Genomic DNA, 16,521 nt, shown 5'->3' with positions numbered 1-16,521 from the left:
GCAGGGTCGAGAGCAAGGCGCCAAAGCACTTTAGAGAGGCGCTTTATCAGATGGCCAATTTCCTAGGAATTTTACAAAGCGAGTGGGCTGGCGCACAGGCCTTTAGCAGCTTTGACACCTATCTTGCGCCTTACGTTTTTCGCGACAAGCTAAGCGATAAAGAGATCAAAAAGGCGATAACGAGCTTTATCTTTAACCTAAACGTGCCGGCTCGCTGGGGTCAGAGTCCGTTTACCAACGTAACGATCGATATCACCTGCCCGTCCGATCTGCGCGACCAGATACCTACGCGCGAGGATAGGCATATATTTAGCGACCTAGAGGACGAGGGGCTTGCTGAGGAGGCTGCCAAGCGCGGCTTTAACAAGCTAACCGATATGACCTACCGCGCCTTTGAGCCCGAGATGAACCGCATAGATAAGGCGTTTTACGAGATTATGACCGAGGGCGACAAGTGCTCGCAGCCATTTACTTTCCCGATCCCTACCGTAAATATCACCGAGGACTTCGACTGGGACAGCGAGGTGGCGAAGGTGCTTTTTGAAAACACGGCAAAAATGGGCTCGAGCTACTTTCAAAATTTCGTCGGCTCTCAGTACACGACCGATGAAGACGGCAACCGCGTCGCAAACGACAAAGCCTATAAACCCGGCCACGTGCGCTCGATGTGCTGCCGCTTGCAGCTTGATTTACGCGAGCTGCTAAAGCGTGGCGGAGGGCTATTCGGCAGTGCAGAGATGACCGGCAGTATCGGCGTCGTGACGCTAAATTTAGCTCGCCTAGGCTACCTATATAAAGGCGATAAAAAGGGGCTCTACACGCGCCTTGAGTATCTGCTAAATTTAGCCAAATCCACGCTCGAAAAAAAGCGCGCCTTTATCCAGGAGATGTATGAACGCGGCCTGTATCCGTACACCGCGCGCTATCTAAAACACTTTAATAATCACTTTAGCACCATCGGCATCAACGGCATGAACGAGCTTTTGCGTAATTTCACGAACGACAAGGAAAATATCGCGACCGATTTCGGGCGAGAATTTGCGATCGAGATGATCGAGTTTTTGCGCGGTAAAATTCGCGAGTTTCAAGAGAGCACCGGCAACCTTTATAACCTCGAAGCCACGCCTGCCGAGGGCACGACGTATCGCTTCGCCAAAGAGGACAAAAAGCGCTATCCGGACATCATCCAGGCCGGTTTTGGCGAAAATATATACTACACCAACTCCACGCAGCTGCCGGCAAATTTCACCGACGACGCGTTCGAGGCGCTCGATCTGCAAGACGAACTGCAAAGCTCCTACACGGGCGGCACGGTGCTGCACCTGTACATGAAGGAGCGCATCAGCTCGGCGCAGGCTTGCAAAGATCTCGTACGCGGCGTGGTAAATAACTATAAGCTACCGTATATCACGATAACGCCGGTCTTTAGCGTCTGCGCTAAACACGGCTACATCAGCGGCGAGCACGAATACTGCCCGAAATGCGACGAGGAGCTTTTGGCTAAATTTAAGGCCGAAAATAGCGTAAAATAGGCTAAATTTGAGCGGCAAAGCTAGGTTTTGCCGCTTTTAATTTGACTCCGTATTTTTATATAGAATCAAAATTTAACTAAATTTGACCCCGCCCGAGTAAAAATAAGCGGGGTAAATTTGATCATTTCTCGCCAAGCGGCCAATAAACGATCGGTTTGGCTCCGAGCCTTGCTTCGCCGTGATACATGCCGAGCTTGTCTTTAGTCCACGCAAAGCCCGTGTGTCCGTGCTTGTCGATCGAGATGATGCCGCCGCTGCCGCCGAGCGCTTTGACCTGAGCTACCGCTTCTTCGGCGGCCTTTTGCACGTCGGAGGTTTTGTATTTATACAGAGCCGAGACCTCGTGCGCGGCATTTACGCGCATGTAGATGTCGCCAGTGCCGGTGCAAGAAACCGCGACAGAGTCGTTGTCGGCGTAGGTTCCAGAGCCGATTATCGGGCTATCGCCGATGCGGCCGGTCATTTTGTTGGTCATACCGCCGGTGCTGGTCGCCGCGGCTAGGTTGCCGCTTTTATCCAGCGCGATCGCGCCCACGGTGCCAAGATACGGGCGCTCGTGCAAATTTAGCGATGTCTTTTTTGCCTTTTCGCTATCAAGTAGCAGCTTTTGCTTCTCTTTGGCTTTTTGCAGCGCGTCGTATCTAAACTGCGTGAAAAAATACTTCTGATCGACCATCTCTAGGCCGTTTTCTTTGGCGAGCTTGTCGGCTCCCTCGCCGGCAACCAGCGTATGCCACGTCTTATCCATCACGAGCCTGGCGCCTAGGATCGGGTTTTTGATATGCCGCGCCATCGCGACTGCGCCCGCTTTTTTGGTCGAGCCGTCCATGATCGAGGCGTCGAGCTCGTTAAATCCGTCGGCGGTAAATACCGCGCCCTTGCCCGCGTTAAAATTCGGATCGTCCTCAAGCACCATAATGGCCGCCGTTACGGCATCCATCGCGCTACCGCCTTTTTCAAGCACGGCTTGACCGGCCAAAAGCGCACGATTCATCGGCTCTTCGCGGATTTTAAATTCCTCTTTAGTTAGATCAAGCCCGCTGGTGCCGCCGTGAATGACGATGACCGGGGAAAATTTCTCCTGCGCATTCGTAGCCGTTAGCCCGAGCAGGGCTAAACTCGCCGCCATAAAAACGGCCTTTGAGAGTGAAAAGTGCTTCATGGGGTCTCCTTTGGGGTAAAATTTAAAATAATATTATAACTTTATATCTTAAGAATAAGTTAAAGATTTTCTTGCCTAACTGATAGCCTATATAAAATTTATGAAGCAATTTGGCTATCTATTTTTATCGCCAGATGTGAAATACCGTATATAGCTCGCCCTATTGCTCGCGTTACTCAGGCAAATTTACTCCAAATTTGGCTTCATTGTCGGCATAATTTATATCGGTGCTAGAGGCTGCAAATTTAAGTCCGCTAAGCGTTAAAATCGGTGCGGTACCTGAAATTATTGGTAGCGCGATTGAGATGTAGCGTGGTAAAAGCGCAGGTATTCTAATCTACAGGATCAAATTTAATTCACCCCAGTTTCTTACCCAGTATCGTTAGGCTCTCGAGTTTGCCGCCCATATCGCAGACCTCGGGCAGTTCGCCCCAGCGCGTAAAGCCAAATTTTGCAAACAAATTTAGGCTTGCTGCGTTGCTGGAAAATATCAGCGCGAGGACGTTTTTGACGCCGAATTCGGGCGCGCGTTTAAGCATAAAATTTACCAGCCGCCCGCCCAGTCCTTTGCCGCGAGCTTCGGGTGCTGCGTAGACGCTGATCTCGGCGGTGATGCGGTAGCCCTCGCGCGGATGATAGTCGCTGAGGCTGCCCCAGGCTAAGATTTCGCCTTTTTGGTTTGCGGTGCCTATCTTTTGCGCGCCGAGATTTTTGCTGTCTGAGTCAAATTTTCTCTCGCAATCAGCTTTGCCGTCTTTGTTCGTCAAATTTCCCTCGCAGATCTCGCGCAGCACGTATATAGGGCGATTTGCCGCCTCGTGCGCGTCAAACCATGCTTCGCGCTCCTCTATGCCGACCGGATGCAGCGTGGCCGTGGCGTTTCGCTCCAAAACGCTCGCGTTATAAATGCGTGCGATAGCGGCTAGATCAGCCTTGACGGCGCGCGAGATTTCGTATTTTGCGTCGGCGGGTTTTTCTTGCATCTTGGTCCTTTTGTTAAATTTAACCTATTTTACGCCAAATTTGATTAAAAACAGCAACCCTTACGTCAAATTTGAACTAAAAGCGGGTCCGAATTTTAGCGACGTAAAGGTGCGGGTCTAGCCGCCGCTAAAAGGCAAAATTTGCGTCCAAAGGCGAAATTACCGCAAATTTGAGTTATAATCTATTTTTAAATTTAACCTTGGATAAAGATTTGAAAATAGCGTTTTTTGACTCGGGTATCGGCGGGCTAAGCGTGCTCGCCGAGGCTTTGCGGCGGTTTAGCGAGGCGGAGTTTTTGTATTTTGCCGACGAGGATCACGTCCCATACGGCACAAAAAGTAGGGTCGAGATCGTGCGACTAAGCCTTGATGCGGTCGGATTTCTGGTCTCGCGCGGCGCGGATGGGGTTGTTGTTGCTTGCAACACCGCCACGAGCGCGGCTATCTCGGAGCTTCGCGGCGCATTTAGCGTGCCGGTTATCGGCATGGAGCCCGCCGTCAAGCTCGCTGCGGACAGCTTCGGAGCGCGCCCGACGCTGCTCATCGCCACGCCGCTAACGATCGCAGGCGAGAAGCTCGCACGCCTCGTTGGGCGGCTGGAGTGCGAGACGTGGAGCCTGCCGTTGCCCCGCCTCGTGGAGTTTGCGCAGGATTTGGAGTTTGACTCGCCTGCGGTTCGGGCGTATCTGTGGGAGGAGCTAGCTAAATTTGAGCTCGCGCGCCTCGGTTCGCTCGTGCTTGGTTGCACGCATTTTAACTATTTTAAGGATGTTTTGCGCGAAATTTTGCCGTCTCACGTGCGCATCATCGACGGCATAGACGGCACGCTAAATCGTCTATCAAGCGAGCTTGGCGGAGGCCTAAAGCTTGCGCGCGGCGAGGATTTGTCAGTACAGGCGGCTAAATTTAACGCGAGCGACGAAGTAGAATTCGATACGAATTCATCGGCGCAAACTTACAAATTTGACGCGGAAGGGGGTAACGAAAGCTGTGTCGGCAAAAATATTGCAGGAGGGCGTAGCGAGAGCGGCGGCAAAATTTACTATCCAAACGGCAACAGCGTGGAGTATTTTTACTCGGGCAGGGCACTAGATGCGGCTCAGCTGCGCAAGGTGGAACTGTTTTTAAAGCGGCTCGACGCGATGCGGGAGATTAGCTAACGCCGTACCCGCCGCGCGTCGCTTTGCGCAAATAAAAAGCGCGATAAAAAAGCAGGTTTGCGGGCAAATTTGATGCTGGTGGCGATGTAAATCGGCGTCAAAAACTACTCAAATTTATGGCAAAAACAGCTAATCCAAAATCCATAAAAAGCAAATGCAGTTAAATTTGCCGCTTTTAAAGCAAATCAAAAAGCGAAGCTAAAGCGGCAAATTTAAATTTTAATCGTCAAATTTGGTGCGCGGCGGATTTTTACGCGTATATTCGCCTTGCAAAATATATTAAACGCCAGCACGGCCACCTCAAACAGCTGGCCGCAAGCGTTTAAAAAGAGCCGCTACGCTAGCTAAATTTTACTTTTTGGCTTGCAGATATACCGGCTCGAGCTTGGCTGCAACCTCGCGCAGATCGGCGATACGGCTTTGGCTAGACGGGTGGGTGCTCAGTATCTCGGGCACGCTACCGCCGCTTTTTTGCGACATTTTGACCCAGACGTTCACCGCCTCTTTAGGGTCGTAGCCCGCGCGCGCCATCAGCTCCGTGCCGATGTGGTCAGCCTCGCGCTCGTGCGAGCGAGAAAACGGCAGCGAGATGGTGTACTGTGCGGCCATATTCATGGCGCCGGTAGCTAGATCGCCCAGTCCCGCAGCCTGCGAAACGGCGAAAATGCCGACGTTTTTGAGCATATCCGTACTGGCCTGCTCGCGGCTATGTTCGCGCAGCGCGTGCGCGATCTCGTGCCCCATGACTGCGGCTAGCTCGCCGTTTGTGAGCGAGAGGTTTTTGATGATGCCGCTATAAACGACGATGCGGCCGCCCGGCATGCACCACGCGTTTATCGTGTTTTCGTCGATTACGTTTACTTCCCATTTCCACTTGAGCGCATCTTCTCTAAATGCCCCGACCTGCGCGATTAGGCGCTTGGCGACGTCTTGAACTCTTTTGGTCATCACGGGATCGATGTTTAGCGCGCCTTTTTTGCGCGCGCCGCTTAGCGTCTCTACGTAGGCTTTGGCTGCGGCTTCGTTCATCTCCTGCTCGCCAACCAAAAACATTTGGTGCCTGTTTTCGCCCAGCGCTCCGCCGCTAGTGGAGCTAGTGAAGCAGCCCGTCAGCATCGTCGCGGTAAATACGGCGAGTAAAATAATTTTTCTTATCGTCATTTTTTATCCTTTGCGAGATTTTGGCGATTATACCTCTAAAACGGCTATAAATTCGTAAATAGGCGTTTAAATTTGGCTTAACGGCGTCAAATTTGTAAAGAAATGGCGGGTAAATTAGCGTTTTGGAAATTTGACGGCGTAAATTGCTCCGTTTGGGCTGGTTTAAACGGATCCGCGTTTTGCGTATTTGAATTTTCGCGGCTCGGTTTGGTCGGCTCGGACGCGGCTCGCAAACTCAAATTTGATCGCCGCCCGCGAGCCGTTAAATTTACTTCCGAGTCAAAGCTAAATTTGAGCGGCTCACGGCATGGGCGCGAGTCAAATAAGGCAAGTTGCTGCGTAATCAAAAAGCTAAATTTAAAAGAGCCTGATTTACGCAGGCTCGCTTTGTAAATTTTCATCGAGCTTAACGCGCTTGTACTCGATATTTTTCTCAAATTCCTTAAGCCTTTTGTGGATAGAGCGTAGCTCGGTGATGACCGTCCAGTTGTTCATAAACACTGCGAGCGACCCACGCACTTGGCTAAAGGCATTTACGACTTGCATCATCACGCCCAGAGTTATAGTGCCCGCGAGAACGCTAGGGCCCATCGCGATGAGTGGGACGATGACCATGCTTTGACCAAACATATATCTCCAGATATCAAAGTAACCGTAGTGCAAAAATAACCTGTAATAATTTCGCTTTAGGTCGTTAAACAGCCCCTCTAGCTTCTCGGGCGCGCCGTAGTTTGCCTTGTCGTCCTCGGCGTATACGAGCTCTTTTCTAAATGCGGCTTCGACTTTTTGGTTGTTGTACTCAAGCCCCGGTAGCTTGATACCAACGAACCACGAGATCGCAAGTCCTCCGATGCTAACCGTTAGCGCGATCCACACGAGCGAGCCCTCGCTTTTGCCCAGCACCGGTATATCGACCTGGCCGCTGAGCGCCCAAAGTATCGGGATAAAGGCGATGAGCGTCATCACGGCATCAGCCACCTGTGAGCCTAAATTTTCCACCACTTTAGCAAAGCGGTAGATATCCTCTTGGATACGTTGCGAGCTGCCTTCGATGTCGATTTTGACGTTTCGCCAGTATTTTATGTAGTCAAACGTCATCGCCTCGCGCCACTTGAACGTCCAAAGGCGCGTGAAATAGTTCGTCATCGTCGCAAGCAGGACGTATGGGAAGGCGATCTTGGCAAATCTAAGCACGCAAGTCCAAAAATCGTCTATCGTGTGATCTTTGACGTTTTGCAAGATATCGTAAAAGTCCTTGTACCAGTTGTTTAGAAGTACGATCATCTGCACTTGCGCGTAGGTAGAGATTAGCAGCGCCGCGAGCCCGAAATACGCCCACGCGGCCCATTTTTTATTCGCGAAAAACGACGAAAACATATATTTGCCTTTAAATTTGAGATTTAATCGCAAAGTATAGCAAAACCCGGCTAAATTTATGCGCGTTAGATTACTGTTATGCGTATTACGTTAAAATCCGGCGATTTTTTTACAAAGGATGAAAATGAAAAAGACTATTTTGGGATTTGTGCTATTTTCGGCGCTTGCGTCGGCGGTGCTGGGCGGCGAGACGATCGAAGTTTATAAAAGCCCGGACTGCGGTTGTTGCGGAAAGTGGGGCGAGATAATGAAAAAAAGCGGCTTTGAGATCATAGAGCACAAAACGAACGCGATAATCGAAACGAAAAACAAATACGGCATTCCACCGGAGCTATCTAGCTGCCACACCGGTATAGTCGGAGGTTACGCTATCGAGGGGCATGTGCCGGCTGAAGAAATAAAGGCGCTTTTAGCCGCCAAACCTGCCGACGTAGTGGGTATCTCGGTACCAGGCATGCCGCTGGGAAGCCCCGGCATGGAGCAGGGCGGCATCGTCGAGGACTACGATGTGATTGCGTTTAAAAAGGACGGCACGAGCGAAGTTTTTGCTAGCTATAAAAACGGCAAGAAGGTAAAATAATTTAGCGAGTTCGGCGTAAAATTTACCAATGCCGCGGTCATCGCTTTGCCGGGTTTTGCGGCGATTTTACCGCGAGATATTTTTTAAATTTGAGCGCCGCATCGCGTCAAATTTGGCGCAAAATCAAGCTAAATTTAACCCCCGTCGCTGTATCATTAAAATAAATTTACAAAGGAGCGGGCGTGGCGAGATTAATATTTATCCTGTTTATTTTGGGTTTTCTCACGTGGCTTTATATGGGCGGGACGACCAAAACGGTGGCTGATTACAAAGGTATGAGCCGCGAGGAGCTCGAGGCTTTGTGCCTTGAGAAAAAGGACAAAAAGGCCTGCCAAAAAATAGCGATCGACTTCGTAAACGGCGCGAAGGCAAACGGCGGCAAACCGCAGTTTTAGGACTTAACGCGTCAAATTTGTTGCCAAATTTGACGGCGTAAGCTTAGTTCAAATTTTATAAATTAAACCGCTAGCATTTTTGCGGTGCGGGTTTGGGCGCGTCAAATTTGGACTCAAATTTAAATAAATTTCGCAAATTTGAGCCAAAGCTCGCATAAAATAAGCAATATTTGTATTACAAGTTTAGCGCGGAGGTCAAATTTGCGCTCAAATTTAAGCCGCAAGCAGGGCGCACACGCAACCAAAAGCACTAAAACGCGGCAAAATAGCCTCTGCGGCTCTCGCTCGCGCTAGAGGTGGCAAAAATGCGCTTTCAGTTTAAAATTCCCGATTTTCTGCTATAATCGCCGCATTTCATTTTAATTTTTTAAGGATTTTAATTGCACCCCAGTAGCGCCGACTCGCTTTTTATGATCGCTCTCGCGTTTTTCTTCGTATTTCTAAACGCTTTTTTCGTCTTATCAGAATTTTCCATCGTCAAAGTCCGCAAGACCCGCCTAGAAGAGCTTGCTAAGGACAAAGTGCCAAACGCAAAAACCGCGCTTGATATGTCAAATAACCTAGATACCTACCTCTCCGCCACGCAGCTGGGCATCACGCTAAGCTCGCTAGCTCTGGGCTGGATCGGCGAGCCTGCGGTCGCTAGGCTGATAGAAGAACCGCTAAAAACATACTTTAATCTAAGCGATATCTTAGTCCATACCGTCGCATTTGCGATCGCGTTTACGCTGATCACGCTCATGCACGTGGTGCTAGGCGAGCTAGTGCCAAAGTCAGTCGCCATCGCAAAATCAGAAAAAGCAGTCCTAGCCATCGCGCGTCCGCTACATGTATTTTGGGTGGTTTTCTCGCCGCTTATCAAGACTTTTGATTTCTTAGCCGGCGTTTCGCTTAAAATTTTAGGCATCAAACCTGCAAAAGAGAGCGAGCTAGCTCACTCGGAAGAAGAGATAAAAATCATCGTGGGCGAGAGCCTAAAAGGCGGCGTTTTAGACAGCTTTGAGACCGAGATCATCAAAAATGCGGTCGATTTCTCCGACACGGTCGCCAAAGAGATCATGACTCCGCGCCGAGATATGATCTGCATAAACAAGCAAAAAAGCTACGAAGAAAACATTAAAGTGATCTTTGAGTCCAAATACACGCGCTACCCCTACATCGACGGCAGCAAGGATGCAATCCTTGGAATGATCCATATCAGAGATATCTTGCAAATCGATCTAGGAAATAAAAAGCGCGAATTTGACAGCATCGTGCGCAAATTCGTCATCGTGCCCGAGAACCTCTCAATATCTAAAATCTTAGTCATGATGAACAAGCAGCAAATCTCCGCCGCTCTCGTTGTAGACGAATACGGCGGCACGGCGGGGCTTCTTACGATGGAAGATATAATGGAAGAGATCCTAGGCGACTTTAACGACGAGCACGACGACGCCGACCCGCACTACAAAAAGATCAACGAAAATATATACGAGTTTCAGGGGCGCTTTGATTTAGAGAGCGTCGAGGAGCTGATGGGGATAAGCTTTGCCGACGAGACCGAGGAGCTAACGATCGGTGGATACGTCTTTAATCTCATCGGTCGCTTGCCTATCGTAGGCGACAAGATCGAGGACGAAAACTGCTACTACGAGGTGCGCAAGATGGATGGTGCCAGCATCTCTAGCGTCAAAGTGCGCAGAAAATTTGAGCAAAAAGAGGACGAGGACTGAGTAAATTTGCGCTTTGTCTTTGCGGACGGGGCGAAAATTTGGTTTTAAATTTTAGGCGAGAAAGCGGATTTTCAAATTTAAGTCGGTCTAAAATTTAAAAATGTTGCCGTATTTGAAACCGGCACAAATTTAAGCCGTTTCGTCAAATTTGAGCTTGCGGCATTTGCGCTAAATTTATCGCCGTTTGGCTGACTCTTGCGGGATTGTCGTTAAATTTGCCTTGCTAAATTTCAGCCGATTTTTCTCTCGGACTCTCTCAAAATCAGCAAATTTAATCTAACTTTTCAGCTTATTTTGATAAACTTCCAAAAATTTAATAAAATATAAAATTTAAATTCTACATTTTGAAATTTAGAAAACAAATTTAACATAGGAGGACAGATGAGAGTAGTTCAAGCAGAAACGATCTCCAAAACCGTAAGCGAGCTTTGCAAGCAGGCCTGTTACGTCGTAACGCCCGATATGAGAGCGGCTTTTGAAAAAGCTAGAGAAAACGAGAGCTCGCCGATAGGCAAAGACATCCTAGGCAAGGTACTCCAAAACGCCGATCTAGCGCAGAAGCGGGTCGCGCCGATCTGCCAAGACACGGGCATGGCGGTCGTGTTTGTCGATATCGGACAGGACGTGCATATCGAGGGCGGATTTTTAGAGGACGCGATAAACGAGGGCGTAAAAGACGGCTACGTGGGCGGCTACCTGCGCAAATCAGTCGTAAACGACCCGATATTTGAGCGCAAAAATACTACCGACAACACCCCCGCCGTCATAAACGTAAGGATAGTAAAGGGCGACAAAATCCACATAAAAGTCGCTCCAAAGGGCTTTGGCAGTGAGAACAAATCGGCTCTAAAAATGCTAGTGCCCGCAGATGGCCTAGAGGGCGTGAAAAAGGTATTTTTAGACACAGTTAAGCTAGCTGGTCCAAACGCTTGCCCTCCGATGGTGATCGGCGTGGGCATAGGCGGCACGATGGATAAAGCCGCGCTAATGGCAAAATACGCCGCCGCTCGCGACGCAGACAGCAAAAACCCAGACCCGAGGTACGCCAAACTAGAGGAGGAGTTGCTAGAACTCGCCTGTAAAACGGGCGTCGGACCGCAAGGTCTAGGCGGCGACACGACCGCGGTAAAAGTAAACATCGAGTGGTATCCGACCCACATCGCGGGCCTGCCGGTCGCTATCAACATCAACTGCCACGCCGCTCGCCACGCCGAAGCTGAAATTTAAGGAGAAAAGATGTCAGAAGTAAAAAAGATAACCGCGCCGTTTGACAAAGAGGTCGTAAAAAGCCTAAAAGCAGGCGATAACGTACTAATAAGCGGCACCATCATCGCAGCCCGCGACGCCGCGCACAAGGCGCTAACCGAGACTTTGGCTCGCGGCGAGGCCTTGCCCGTAAATTTAGCCGGCGAGACGATCTACTACCTAGGACCCAGCCCCGCAAAACCGGGCGACGTCATAGGCGCTGCGGGACCGACTACTAGCGGACGCATGGACAAATACACTCCGACGATGATAAACGAAGTAGGTATCAACGGCATGATCGGCAAAGGATATCGTAGCGACGCCGTCGTCGAAGCGATGAAAAATTCAGGCTGCGTCTATATGGTCGCTATCGGGGGTGCGGGCGCGCTAATTAGCCAAAGTATCAAAAAGTACGAAGTGCTAGCCTATCCAGAGCTAGGACCCGAGGCGGTCGCGAGACTTACGGTCGAGGACTTCCCAGCTATCGTAGCGATCGATAGCGAGGGTAATAACTTCTACGAAGTCGGACAGGCTCCGTATAGAAAAATATAAATTTTTCGGCGCGGGTTATCGCTAGCTCGCGCCTCGATCTCCTCGCCGCTCTTTATGGGCAAATTTGAAACCAAACGGCACGTTAAACTCTCAAATTTTACGCTCACTCTTTAAAAATTTTGCCGTAGTTACTCGGATACGCCGCTTTTAGAGATTTCTTAATCTTAGCCTTTAACAAGCCTCCATCGCTAAGCTTTACGTCGTCGATCAGGCAATCTTTATCGCAAATTAGGCGCAAAGTTATATCCCGTTTTTCGCCGAATAGCTCAAATTTGACTCGTACCTCATTCTCTGAGACCGCTTTTGCGCTAAAGTTTTTGAGCTCCTCAATCTCGTGCGAACCTATAAAGGGGTCAAGATCCAGATCGGACGATACGTGCTCTATGCCGCTCAGACATCCGAGCGCAGAGCCGAACTAATCGTAAATCAGCCCGTCAAGCTCGGGAGTCAGCCACTCTGAGGTGATAGGTTGCACTTCGCCGTTGCCGTAGTTTGTTTGGTAAAAATCGATTACCGTTTTTTCCATTGGCTCGGCTTTCGTCGTTTGAGCGTTTAGATTTGCGTCGCCAAGACCGCAAAAAATCACAGCCAAAAGGCAAAATTTAGATACTTTCATGACCTTCCTTTTAAATTTGGCGGTTGCGTGATTTTAGCATTATTGGGTTAAAATTTACTCCTCTTTTCGAGACTAGGTTTGGCGTAATGAGTCGCGAGTCAAATTTGAGTAAACCGGCTTTAATCTCAAATTTGCACCAGCTTTCGAGCCGTCAAATTTTACTCGGACGGCTCGTTAAATTTAGCGGGATCACTCCGTAGTGCTGTTTATGTAGCTGTTTTCGGAGATCTGCGTCCAGACTCTAGCCTTTTTCATAAAGGCTTTTTGCGAGTCCAAAATTTCCTTAAACGTCGCGTCTTTGGCCGAGAGTTCGTCTAGGATTTCGTCCGTGGCTTTGCGCAGCGCGGCTATGACCTCGGGCGGAAACGAGGCGATTTTTACGTCGGGATACTCGCTTTTGATTTTATCAAGGACTAGCGAGTTTTGATAGACCGCCGACTCGTAGACGTCGGCCGCTACGGCCTTGGTCGCGGTTTCTACGATAGCTTGGAGATCGGCGGGTAGCTTGTCCCAGAGCTTTTTGTTGATGTAGAATTCGTTTTCGCTAGCGGGCTCCTGCCAGCCGGTGTAGTAAAATTTAGCCACCTTTTGAAAGCCGAAATTTATATCGATCGCAGGGCAGACCCACTCGACGGCGTCGATCGTGTTCATCTCCATCGCCATGTATAGCTCGCCGATCGGGACGGTGTTGATGCTGGCCCCCAGTTTTGCCATTATCTCGCCGCCAAGCCCCGCCATGCGCAGTTTTAGTCCCTTTAGATCGTCCGTACTTTTGATCTCTTTTTTAAACCAGCCGCCCATTTGCATGCCGAAATTTCCGCCGTGAAAGGTCACGATGCCCTGCTCGCCAAAGACCTTTTGCGCGAGCTCCTTACCCCCGCCGTACGCGTACCATGCGTCCTGCTCGGCCTTATTCATACCAAAAGGCACGGTCGTAAAGAGCATGAGCTTGGCGTCCTTGCCCTTATAAAAGTAGCTCGCGGTGAAAGCTACGTCGTACTGGGCGCTTTTGACCATATCAAGCAGCGCGAACGCCGCCTTGTGCTTGGACGGATAGTCGACGCGAACCTCGATACGGTTGTCGCTCATCTTTTCCACGAGTTCTTTAAATTTCTTTGGTGCGTCGCCTAGTACGGGCACGTTGCTCTCGTAGGTGGAGGCGAATTTGATTTTGTATTTTTCCGCAGCCTGCGCGCTAAACGCCATCGCAGCGCACAAAGCCAGCGCTGAAAATAGTTTCATTTTTTCTCCTTTCGGTTTTAAATTTACCGATTATAGAGTTTTGCATTATATTTTTTGATTAATTTTAAAATTTAAGCTGCCAAAATTTACTGCGAATGAGTAAAAACGTAAATAAATTTCTAAAATGTTACGAAAATTAAATTTTATGTTGCAGCGATCGGGGGCGGTTGAAATTTGCAGAACAAATTCGGCGTAGTATTTTGGCGTTAAATTTGAGCGGGTTTTGCAGTCAAATTTAATAATACCCCAGGCACATCGTTTCTGTTAGCTTTATGCGCTTTTCAAGCGGCGCAGGCGAGAAAAACGAGCACTTTTCGATATAAATCCTGTAATCGTAGTCAAGCCCGAAGTCGTCGTAAAATTTCTTTAAATTTATAAATTTTATCCCGCAAATTTCGCGTAGATCAAAAAGCGGGTAGAGTTTGGAGCCGTTTTTGGCGACGAGGTGCGAAGGCGCTAGAGTCGTAAACGAGCAAAATGCCGATGTGAGCACGAGTCCGGCTAGATCGCTACAGCGCGCGGTGGCCTGCTTAAATCGCTCGGGAATGCATTTTTTATGCAGAAAAACGATGCGCGAGTTTTCAAATTTAGCGCAGATGGCGCCGCTCCAAAACAGATACGCATTGCCCGAGATTTCGGCATTTCGCGCAAATTCGCAGCCAAGAACGTAATCATCTAAAAACTCGTTTGGCGCAAGGGTTATTTTCATATTTTTCGTGCCTTTCTTGCGGGAAATTATAGCGAAATTTGCTTTTTTGGCCATAAATTAGGTAATATGCGCCCCAAATTTTACAAAGGATGAAAATGAAAAAGGTTGTCTCTACAAAAGACGCTCCACAAGCGATCGGACCGTATTCGCAGGCGATCGAGGCAAACGGATTTCTGTTTATTTCAGGACAGCTTGGCGTTACGCCGGAGGGTAAATTTGCGGGCGAGGACGTGAGGACTCAGGCGGAGCAGTCGATGCTAAATTTAAAGGCGATTTTGGCGCAGGCGGGGCTTGGCTTTGAAAATGCGGTAAAAACGACGATTTTTCTAGCAGACATCGAGGACTTTATGGCCGTAAACGAAATCTACGCTAAATTTTTTAGCGAGCCGTATCCAGCTAGAAGTACGATAGCCGTTAAAACGCTGCCAAAAGGCGGTCTAGTCGAGATCGAGCTTATCGCGGCGACGAAGTAAAATTTAAAATCAAGGAAAAAAATGAAAAAGGTTATATTTGCGCTTGCGGTCGTTTTGATCGCGGTTTTTGGAGTCGCGTTTTACAGCTCGTCTAAAGCCAAAGAGTCCTACGATAGGGGCGTAGCGAGGCTAACTAGCGAGACGCTCAAGCTTGGATTTTTTAATATAAAAGCAAACGCGGTAGAAAATGACTACGACAAAGGGCTGTTTAGCTCGCGCGCGGTGCTAAAACTCGAGCTCACCGACGGCAACGATCCGATCAAATTTGAAGCCAAAACGACGCTAAAACACGGATTTGCCGAGCTATTTAGCGGATTTAAGGCTCATAGCGACGTAAAAGCGCTAACGCCCGAAGCCGCGCTCTCTCTAAAGAAATTTTTCGGTACGGACGAGTTTTTGAGCATCGATGCGCTGATAAAATTTGATAAAACCCGCGACGTGACGTTAAATTTGGCCGATATCAAAACAAATGAAGATGACTCTAGCTTCGTAATCTCAAAGCCGTTTGCAAAGGCGCAAATAAAAGAAAATAAGATAAAATCCCTAGAATTCGGCTTCGGTAAAATCGGCGGCGATACGGACGGCGTGGATAAGGTCGATATAGAAAACGCCTCCGCGCTCATCGAGCTTAACGACTTTAAGAGCTTTGACGATCTCATCTCGTTTATAAATATACAAACCGCCTACGAAAATATAGCTAAAATCGGGCTAAAGGCCGAGAAAATGAGCTTTAACAGCGCTAAGGGCTATGATTTTCCAAAATCGGTCGGCATTGAGGGTATGTCGTTTTTGACGCAGATAAAGCAAAACGCAGACGCAAATCTCCTCGATACGCTTACCGACGTGAGTCTAGGCGCGCTTGACGTAGACGGCAAAAAGGCATTCACGCAGCTAAATTTGAGCCTAAACGAGAAAAACGTAAATAAAGAAGCGATGGCGATGTACGTCACTGGCCCGAAAGAGTCGGCTCTTTATAAAATTTTGATGAGCAAAAACTACGTGATGGAGATTAAAAATTTTAGCTTTAAAAACCCAAACGGCAAAGAGCTAAAATTTAATGCCGTAGCCGACGCATCAGGGCTCGGCGCGGAAAGTAAAGCGCTAGATGACGACGCGGATATCCAAACGGCGCTAAAAGCGATCAAATTTGACGGCGAGATAAAGGTGCAAGCCGCGTCTATAACGGAGTTTTTGAGCACATATAAGGGGCTAATGGCCGATAGCGACTTTAACCAAATGATGGACGGTATCAAGCCTTTTGAGGAGCGCGTAAATTCGCTTTTTGCCAAAGACGGCGAGTATATGAGCGCGAAATTTAAACACGACGTCGGTAGCGACGACCTGCTCGTAAACGATAAAATTTCGCTCAAAGAATTTATAATGAGCCTAATGGCAAACTGATTTCGTTTTATTTTTAGCGGACGATAGCGCAAAATTTACCACTTTGTCCGCTAAATGAATTTTATTTTTGCCTATATATTAAAGTAAATTTCTGATAGATCAAATTTAACAAAACGGCCAACAAAGAATCTCTAAATTTTATTCTCAATCCTCTTATTCTTCAGTATTTTTTAAGCATCCTATCTGTATAATTCGAGCTCACGAATTGAGAAACCACCTTT

16 protein-coding genes are annotated in these 16,521 nt (G+C 48.6%); 9 read left to right on the top strand and 7 right to left on the bottom strand.

The features are described 5' to 3' along the window. A partial coding sequence (locus tag RWM02_RS10015; RefSeq protein WP_314071858.1) for a ribonucleoside triphosphate reductase occupies positions 1–1,532 on the top strand: 1,532 nt, incomplete at its 5' end. 121 nt (positions 1,533–1,653) lie between these two features. Here RWM02_RS10015 and RWM02_RS10010 read toward each other — a convergent pair. Then, entirely contained in the window at positions 1,654–2,694 is a 1,041-nt protein-coding gene (locus RWM02_RS10010) for an isoaspartyl peptidase/L-asparaginase family protein (RefSeq protein ID WP_314071855.1), read from the bottom strand. 356 nt (positions 2,695–3,050) lie between these two features. Then, positions 3,051–3,677, bottom strand: coding sequence for a GNAT family N-acetyltransferase (locus RWM02_RS10005; RefSeq protein WP_314071852.1), 627 nt, complete (start codon positions 3,675–3,677; stop codon positions 3,051–3,053). 212 nt (positions 3,678–3,889) lie between these two features. Here RWM02_RS10005 and murI point away from each other — a divergent pair, with 212 nt between their 5' ends. Further along, complete coding sequence (gene murI, locus RWM02_RS10000) at positions 3,890–4,837, top strand: glutamate racemase (protein ID WP_314071849.1); 948 nt, start codon at positions 3,890–3,892, stop codon at positions 4,835–4,837. A 351-nt stretch (positions 4,838–5,188) separates the two neighbouring features. On the opposite strand, the gene RWM02_RS09995 is transcribed toward murI, so the two are convergent. Together RWM02_RS09995 and RWM02_RS09990 are read right to left on the bottom strand one after the other, a co-directional pair. Continuing rightward, entirely contained in the window at positions 5,189–5,998 is an 810-nt protein-coding gene (locus tag RWM02_RS09995) for a M48 family metallopeptidase (protein ID WP_314071847.1), read from the bottom strand. 372 nt (positions 5,999–6,370) lie between these two features. Continuing rightward, positions 6,371–7,375, bottom strand: a complete 1,005-nt coding sequence (locus RWM02_RS09990) for a putative transporter (RefSeq protein ID WP_314071846.1) — start codon at positions 7,373–7,375, stop codon at positions 6,371–6,373. A 124-nt stretch (positions 7,376–7,499) separates the two neighbouring features. On the opposite strand from RWM02_RS09990, the gene RWM02_RS09985 reads away from it, so the two are divergent. From RWM02_RS09985 to RWM02_RS09965, 5 genes are all read left to right on the top strand, one after another. Then, positions 7,500–7,955, top strand: a complete 456-nt coding sequence (locus RWM02_RS09985; protein WP_314071843.1) for a DUF411 domain-containing protein — start codon at positions 7,500–7,502, stop codon at positions 7,953–7,955. Positions 7,956–8,137: 182 nt separating this feature from the next. After that, a complete protein-coding gene (locus RWM02_RS09980) occupies positions 8,138–8,350 on the top strand; it encodes a hypothetical protein (RefSeq protein WP_314071840.1) in 213 nt (70 codons plus the stop codon). A gap of 380 nt (positions 8,351–8,730) precedes the next feature. Next, the gene (locus tag RWM02_RS09975; protein WP_314071837.1) at positions 8,731–10,062 is read left to right on the top strand and encodes a hemolysin family protein; all 1,332 of its coding nucleotides are present in this window, start codon (positions 8,731–8,733) and stop codon (positions 10,060–10,062) included. Between the two features lie 381 nt (positions 10,063–10,443). Further along, positions 10,444–11,289: a fumarate hydratase gene (locus RWM02_RS09970; protein ID WP_314071834.1), complete on the top strand. Its 846-nt coding sequence runs from the start codon at positions 10,444–10,446 to the stop codon at positions 11,287–11,289. A 9-nt stretch (positions 11,290–11,298) separates the two neighbouring features. Continuing rightward, positions 11,299–11,859, top strand: a complete 561-nt coding sequence (locus RWM02_RS09965) for a Fe-S-containing hydro-lyase (protein ID WP_314071831.1) — start codon at positions 11,299–11,301, stop codon at positions 11,857–11,859. Positions 11,860–12,274: 415 nt separating this feature from the next. Here the strand turns inward: RWM02_RS09965 and RWM02_RS09960 are convergent, their stop codons facing one another. The 3 genes from RWM02_RS09960 to cheQ all read right to left on the bottom strand — a co-directional run bounded on the left by RWM02_RS09960 (position 12,275) and on the right by cheQ (position 14,426). Further along, positions 12,275–12,475 (bottom strand): hypothetical protein, encoded by a 201-nt coding sequence (locus tag RWM02_RS09960; protein ID WP_314071829.1) that lies wholly within the window; start codon positions 12,473–12,475, stop codon positions 12,275–12,277. 189 nt (positions 12,476–12,664) lie between these two features. Beyond that, the gene (locus RWM02_RS09955; RefSeq protein ID WP_314071827.1) at positions 12,665–13,717 is read right to left on the bottom strand and encodes a TRAP transporter substrate-binding protein; all 1,053 of its coding nucleotides are present in this window, start codon (positions 13,715–13,717) and stop codon (positions 12,665–12,667) included. Positions 13,718–13,952: 235 nt separating this feature from the next. After that, entirely contained in the window at positions 13,953–14,426 is a 474-nt protein-coding gene (cheQ, locus tag RWM02_RS09950) for a cheVAW transcriptional regulator CheQ (protein WP_314071825.1), read from the bottom strand. A gap of 95 nt (positions 14,427–14,521) precedes the next feature. Here cheQ and RWM02_RS09945 point away from each other — a divergent pair, with 95 nt between their 5' ends. Both RWM02_RS09945 and RWM02_RS09940 read left to right on the top strand, forming a co-directional pair. Next, the gene (locus tag RWM02_RS09945) at positions 14,522–14,899 is read left to right on the top strand and encodes a RidA family protein (protein ID WP_314071822.1); all 378 of its coding nucleotides are present in this window, start codon (positions 14,522–14,524) and stop codon (positions 14,897–14,899) included. A gap of 21 nt (positions 14,900–14,920) precedes the next feature. Then, on the top strand, positions 14,921–16,300 hold the full coding sequence (locus tag RWM02_RS09940; RefSeq protein WP_314071819.1) for a DUF945 family protein: 1,380 nt from the start codon (positions 14,921–14,923) through the stop codon (positions 16,298–16,300). Positions 16,301–16,521: the final 221 nt, after the last annotated feature.

The sequence above is a fragment of the Campylobacter showae genome (genome assembly GCF_963515975.1).
Lineage (GTDB): Bacteria > Campylobacterota > Campylobacteria > Campylobacterales > Campylobacteraceae > Campylobacter_A > Campylobacter_A showae_F.
Note: the sequence above shows the minus strand (reverse complement) of the source record. Positions and strands in the feature narration are given on the sequence as shown.

Bases quoted from the DNA above. Each gene is read 5' to 3' on its own strand.
- RWM02_RS09970 (WP_314071834.1), top strand. From the start codon at position 10,444: ATGAGAGTAGTTCAAGCAGAAACGATCTCCAAAACCGTAAGCGAGCTT.
- RWM02_RS09990 (WP_314071846.1), bottom strand. From the start codon at position 7,375: ATGTTTTCGTCGTTTTTCGCGAATAAAAAATGGGCCGCGTGGGCGTAT.
- RWM02_RS09965 (WP_314071831.1), top strand. From the start codon at position 11,299: ATGTCAGAAGTAAAAAAGATAACCGCGCCGTTTGACAAAGAGGTCGTA.
- RWM02_RS10010 (WP_314071855.1), bottom strand. From the start codon at position 2,694: ATGAAGCACTTTTCACTCTCAAAGGCCGTTTTTATGGCGGCGAGTTTA.
- RWM02_RS10005 (WP_314071852.1), bottom strand. From the start codon at position 3,677: ATGCAAGAAAAACCCGCCGACGCAAAATACGAAATCTCGCGCGCCGTC.
- RWM02_RS09985 (WP_314071843.1), top strand. From the start codon at position 7,500: ATGAAAAAGACTATTTTGGGATTTGTGCTATTTTCGGCGCTTGCGTCG.
- RWM02_RS09940 (WP_314071819.1), top strand. From the start codon at position 14,921: ATGAAAAAGGTTATATTTGCGCTTGCGGTCGTTTTGATCGCGGTTTTT.
- RWM02_RS09995 (WP_314071847.1), bottom strand. From the start codon at position 5,998: ATGACGATAAGAAAAATTATTTTACTCGCCGTATTTACCGCGACGATG.
- cheQ (WP_314071825.1), bottom strand. From the start codon at position 14,426: ATGAAAATAACCCTTGCGCCAAACGAGTTTTTAGATGATTACGTTCTT.
- RWM02_RS09945 (WP_314071822.1), top strand. From the start codon at position 14,522: ATGAAAAAGGTTGTCTCTACAAAAGACGCTCCACAAGCGATCGGACCG.
- RWM02_RS09960 (WP_314071829.1), bottom strand. From the start codon at position 12,475: ATGAAAGTATCTAAATTTTGCCTTTTGGCTGTGATTTTTTGCGGTCTT.
- RWM02_RS09955 (WP_314071827.1), bottom strand. From the start codon at position 13,717: ATGAAACTATTTTCAGCGCTGGCTTTGTGCGCTGCGATGGCGTTTAGC.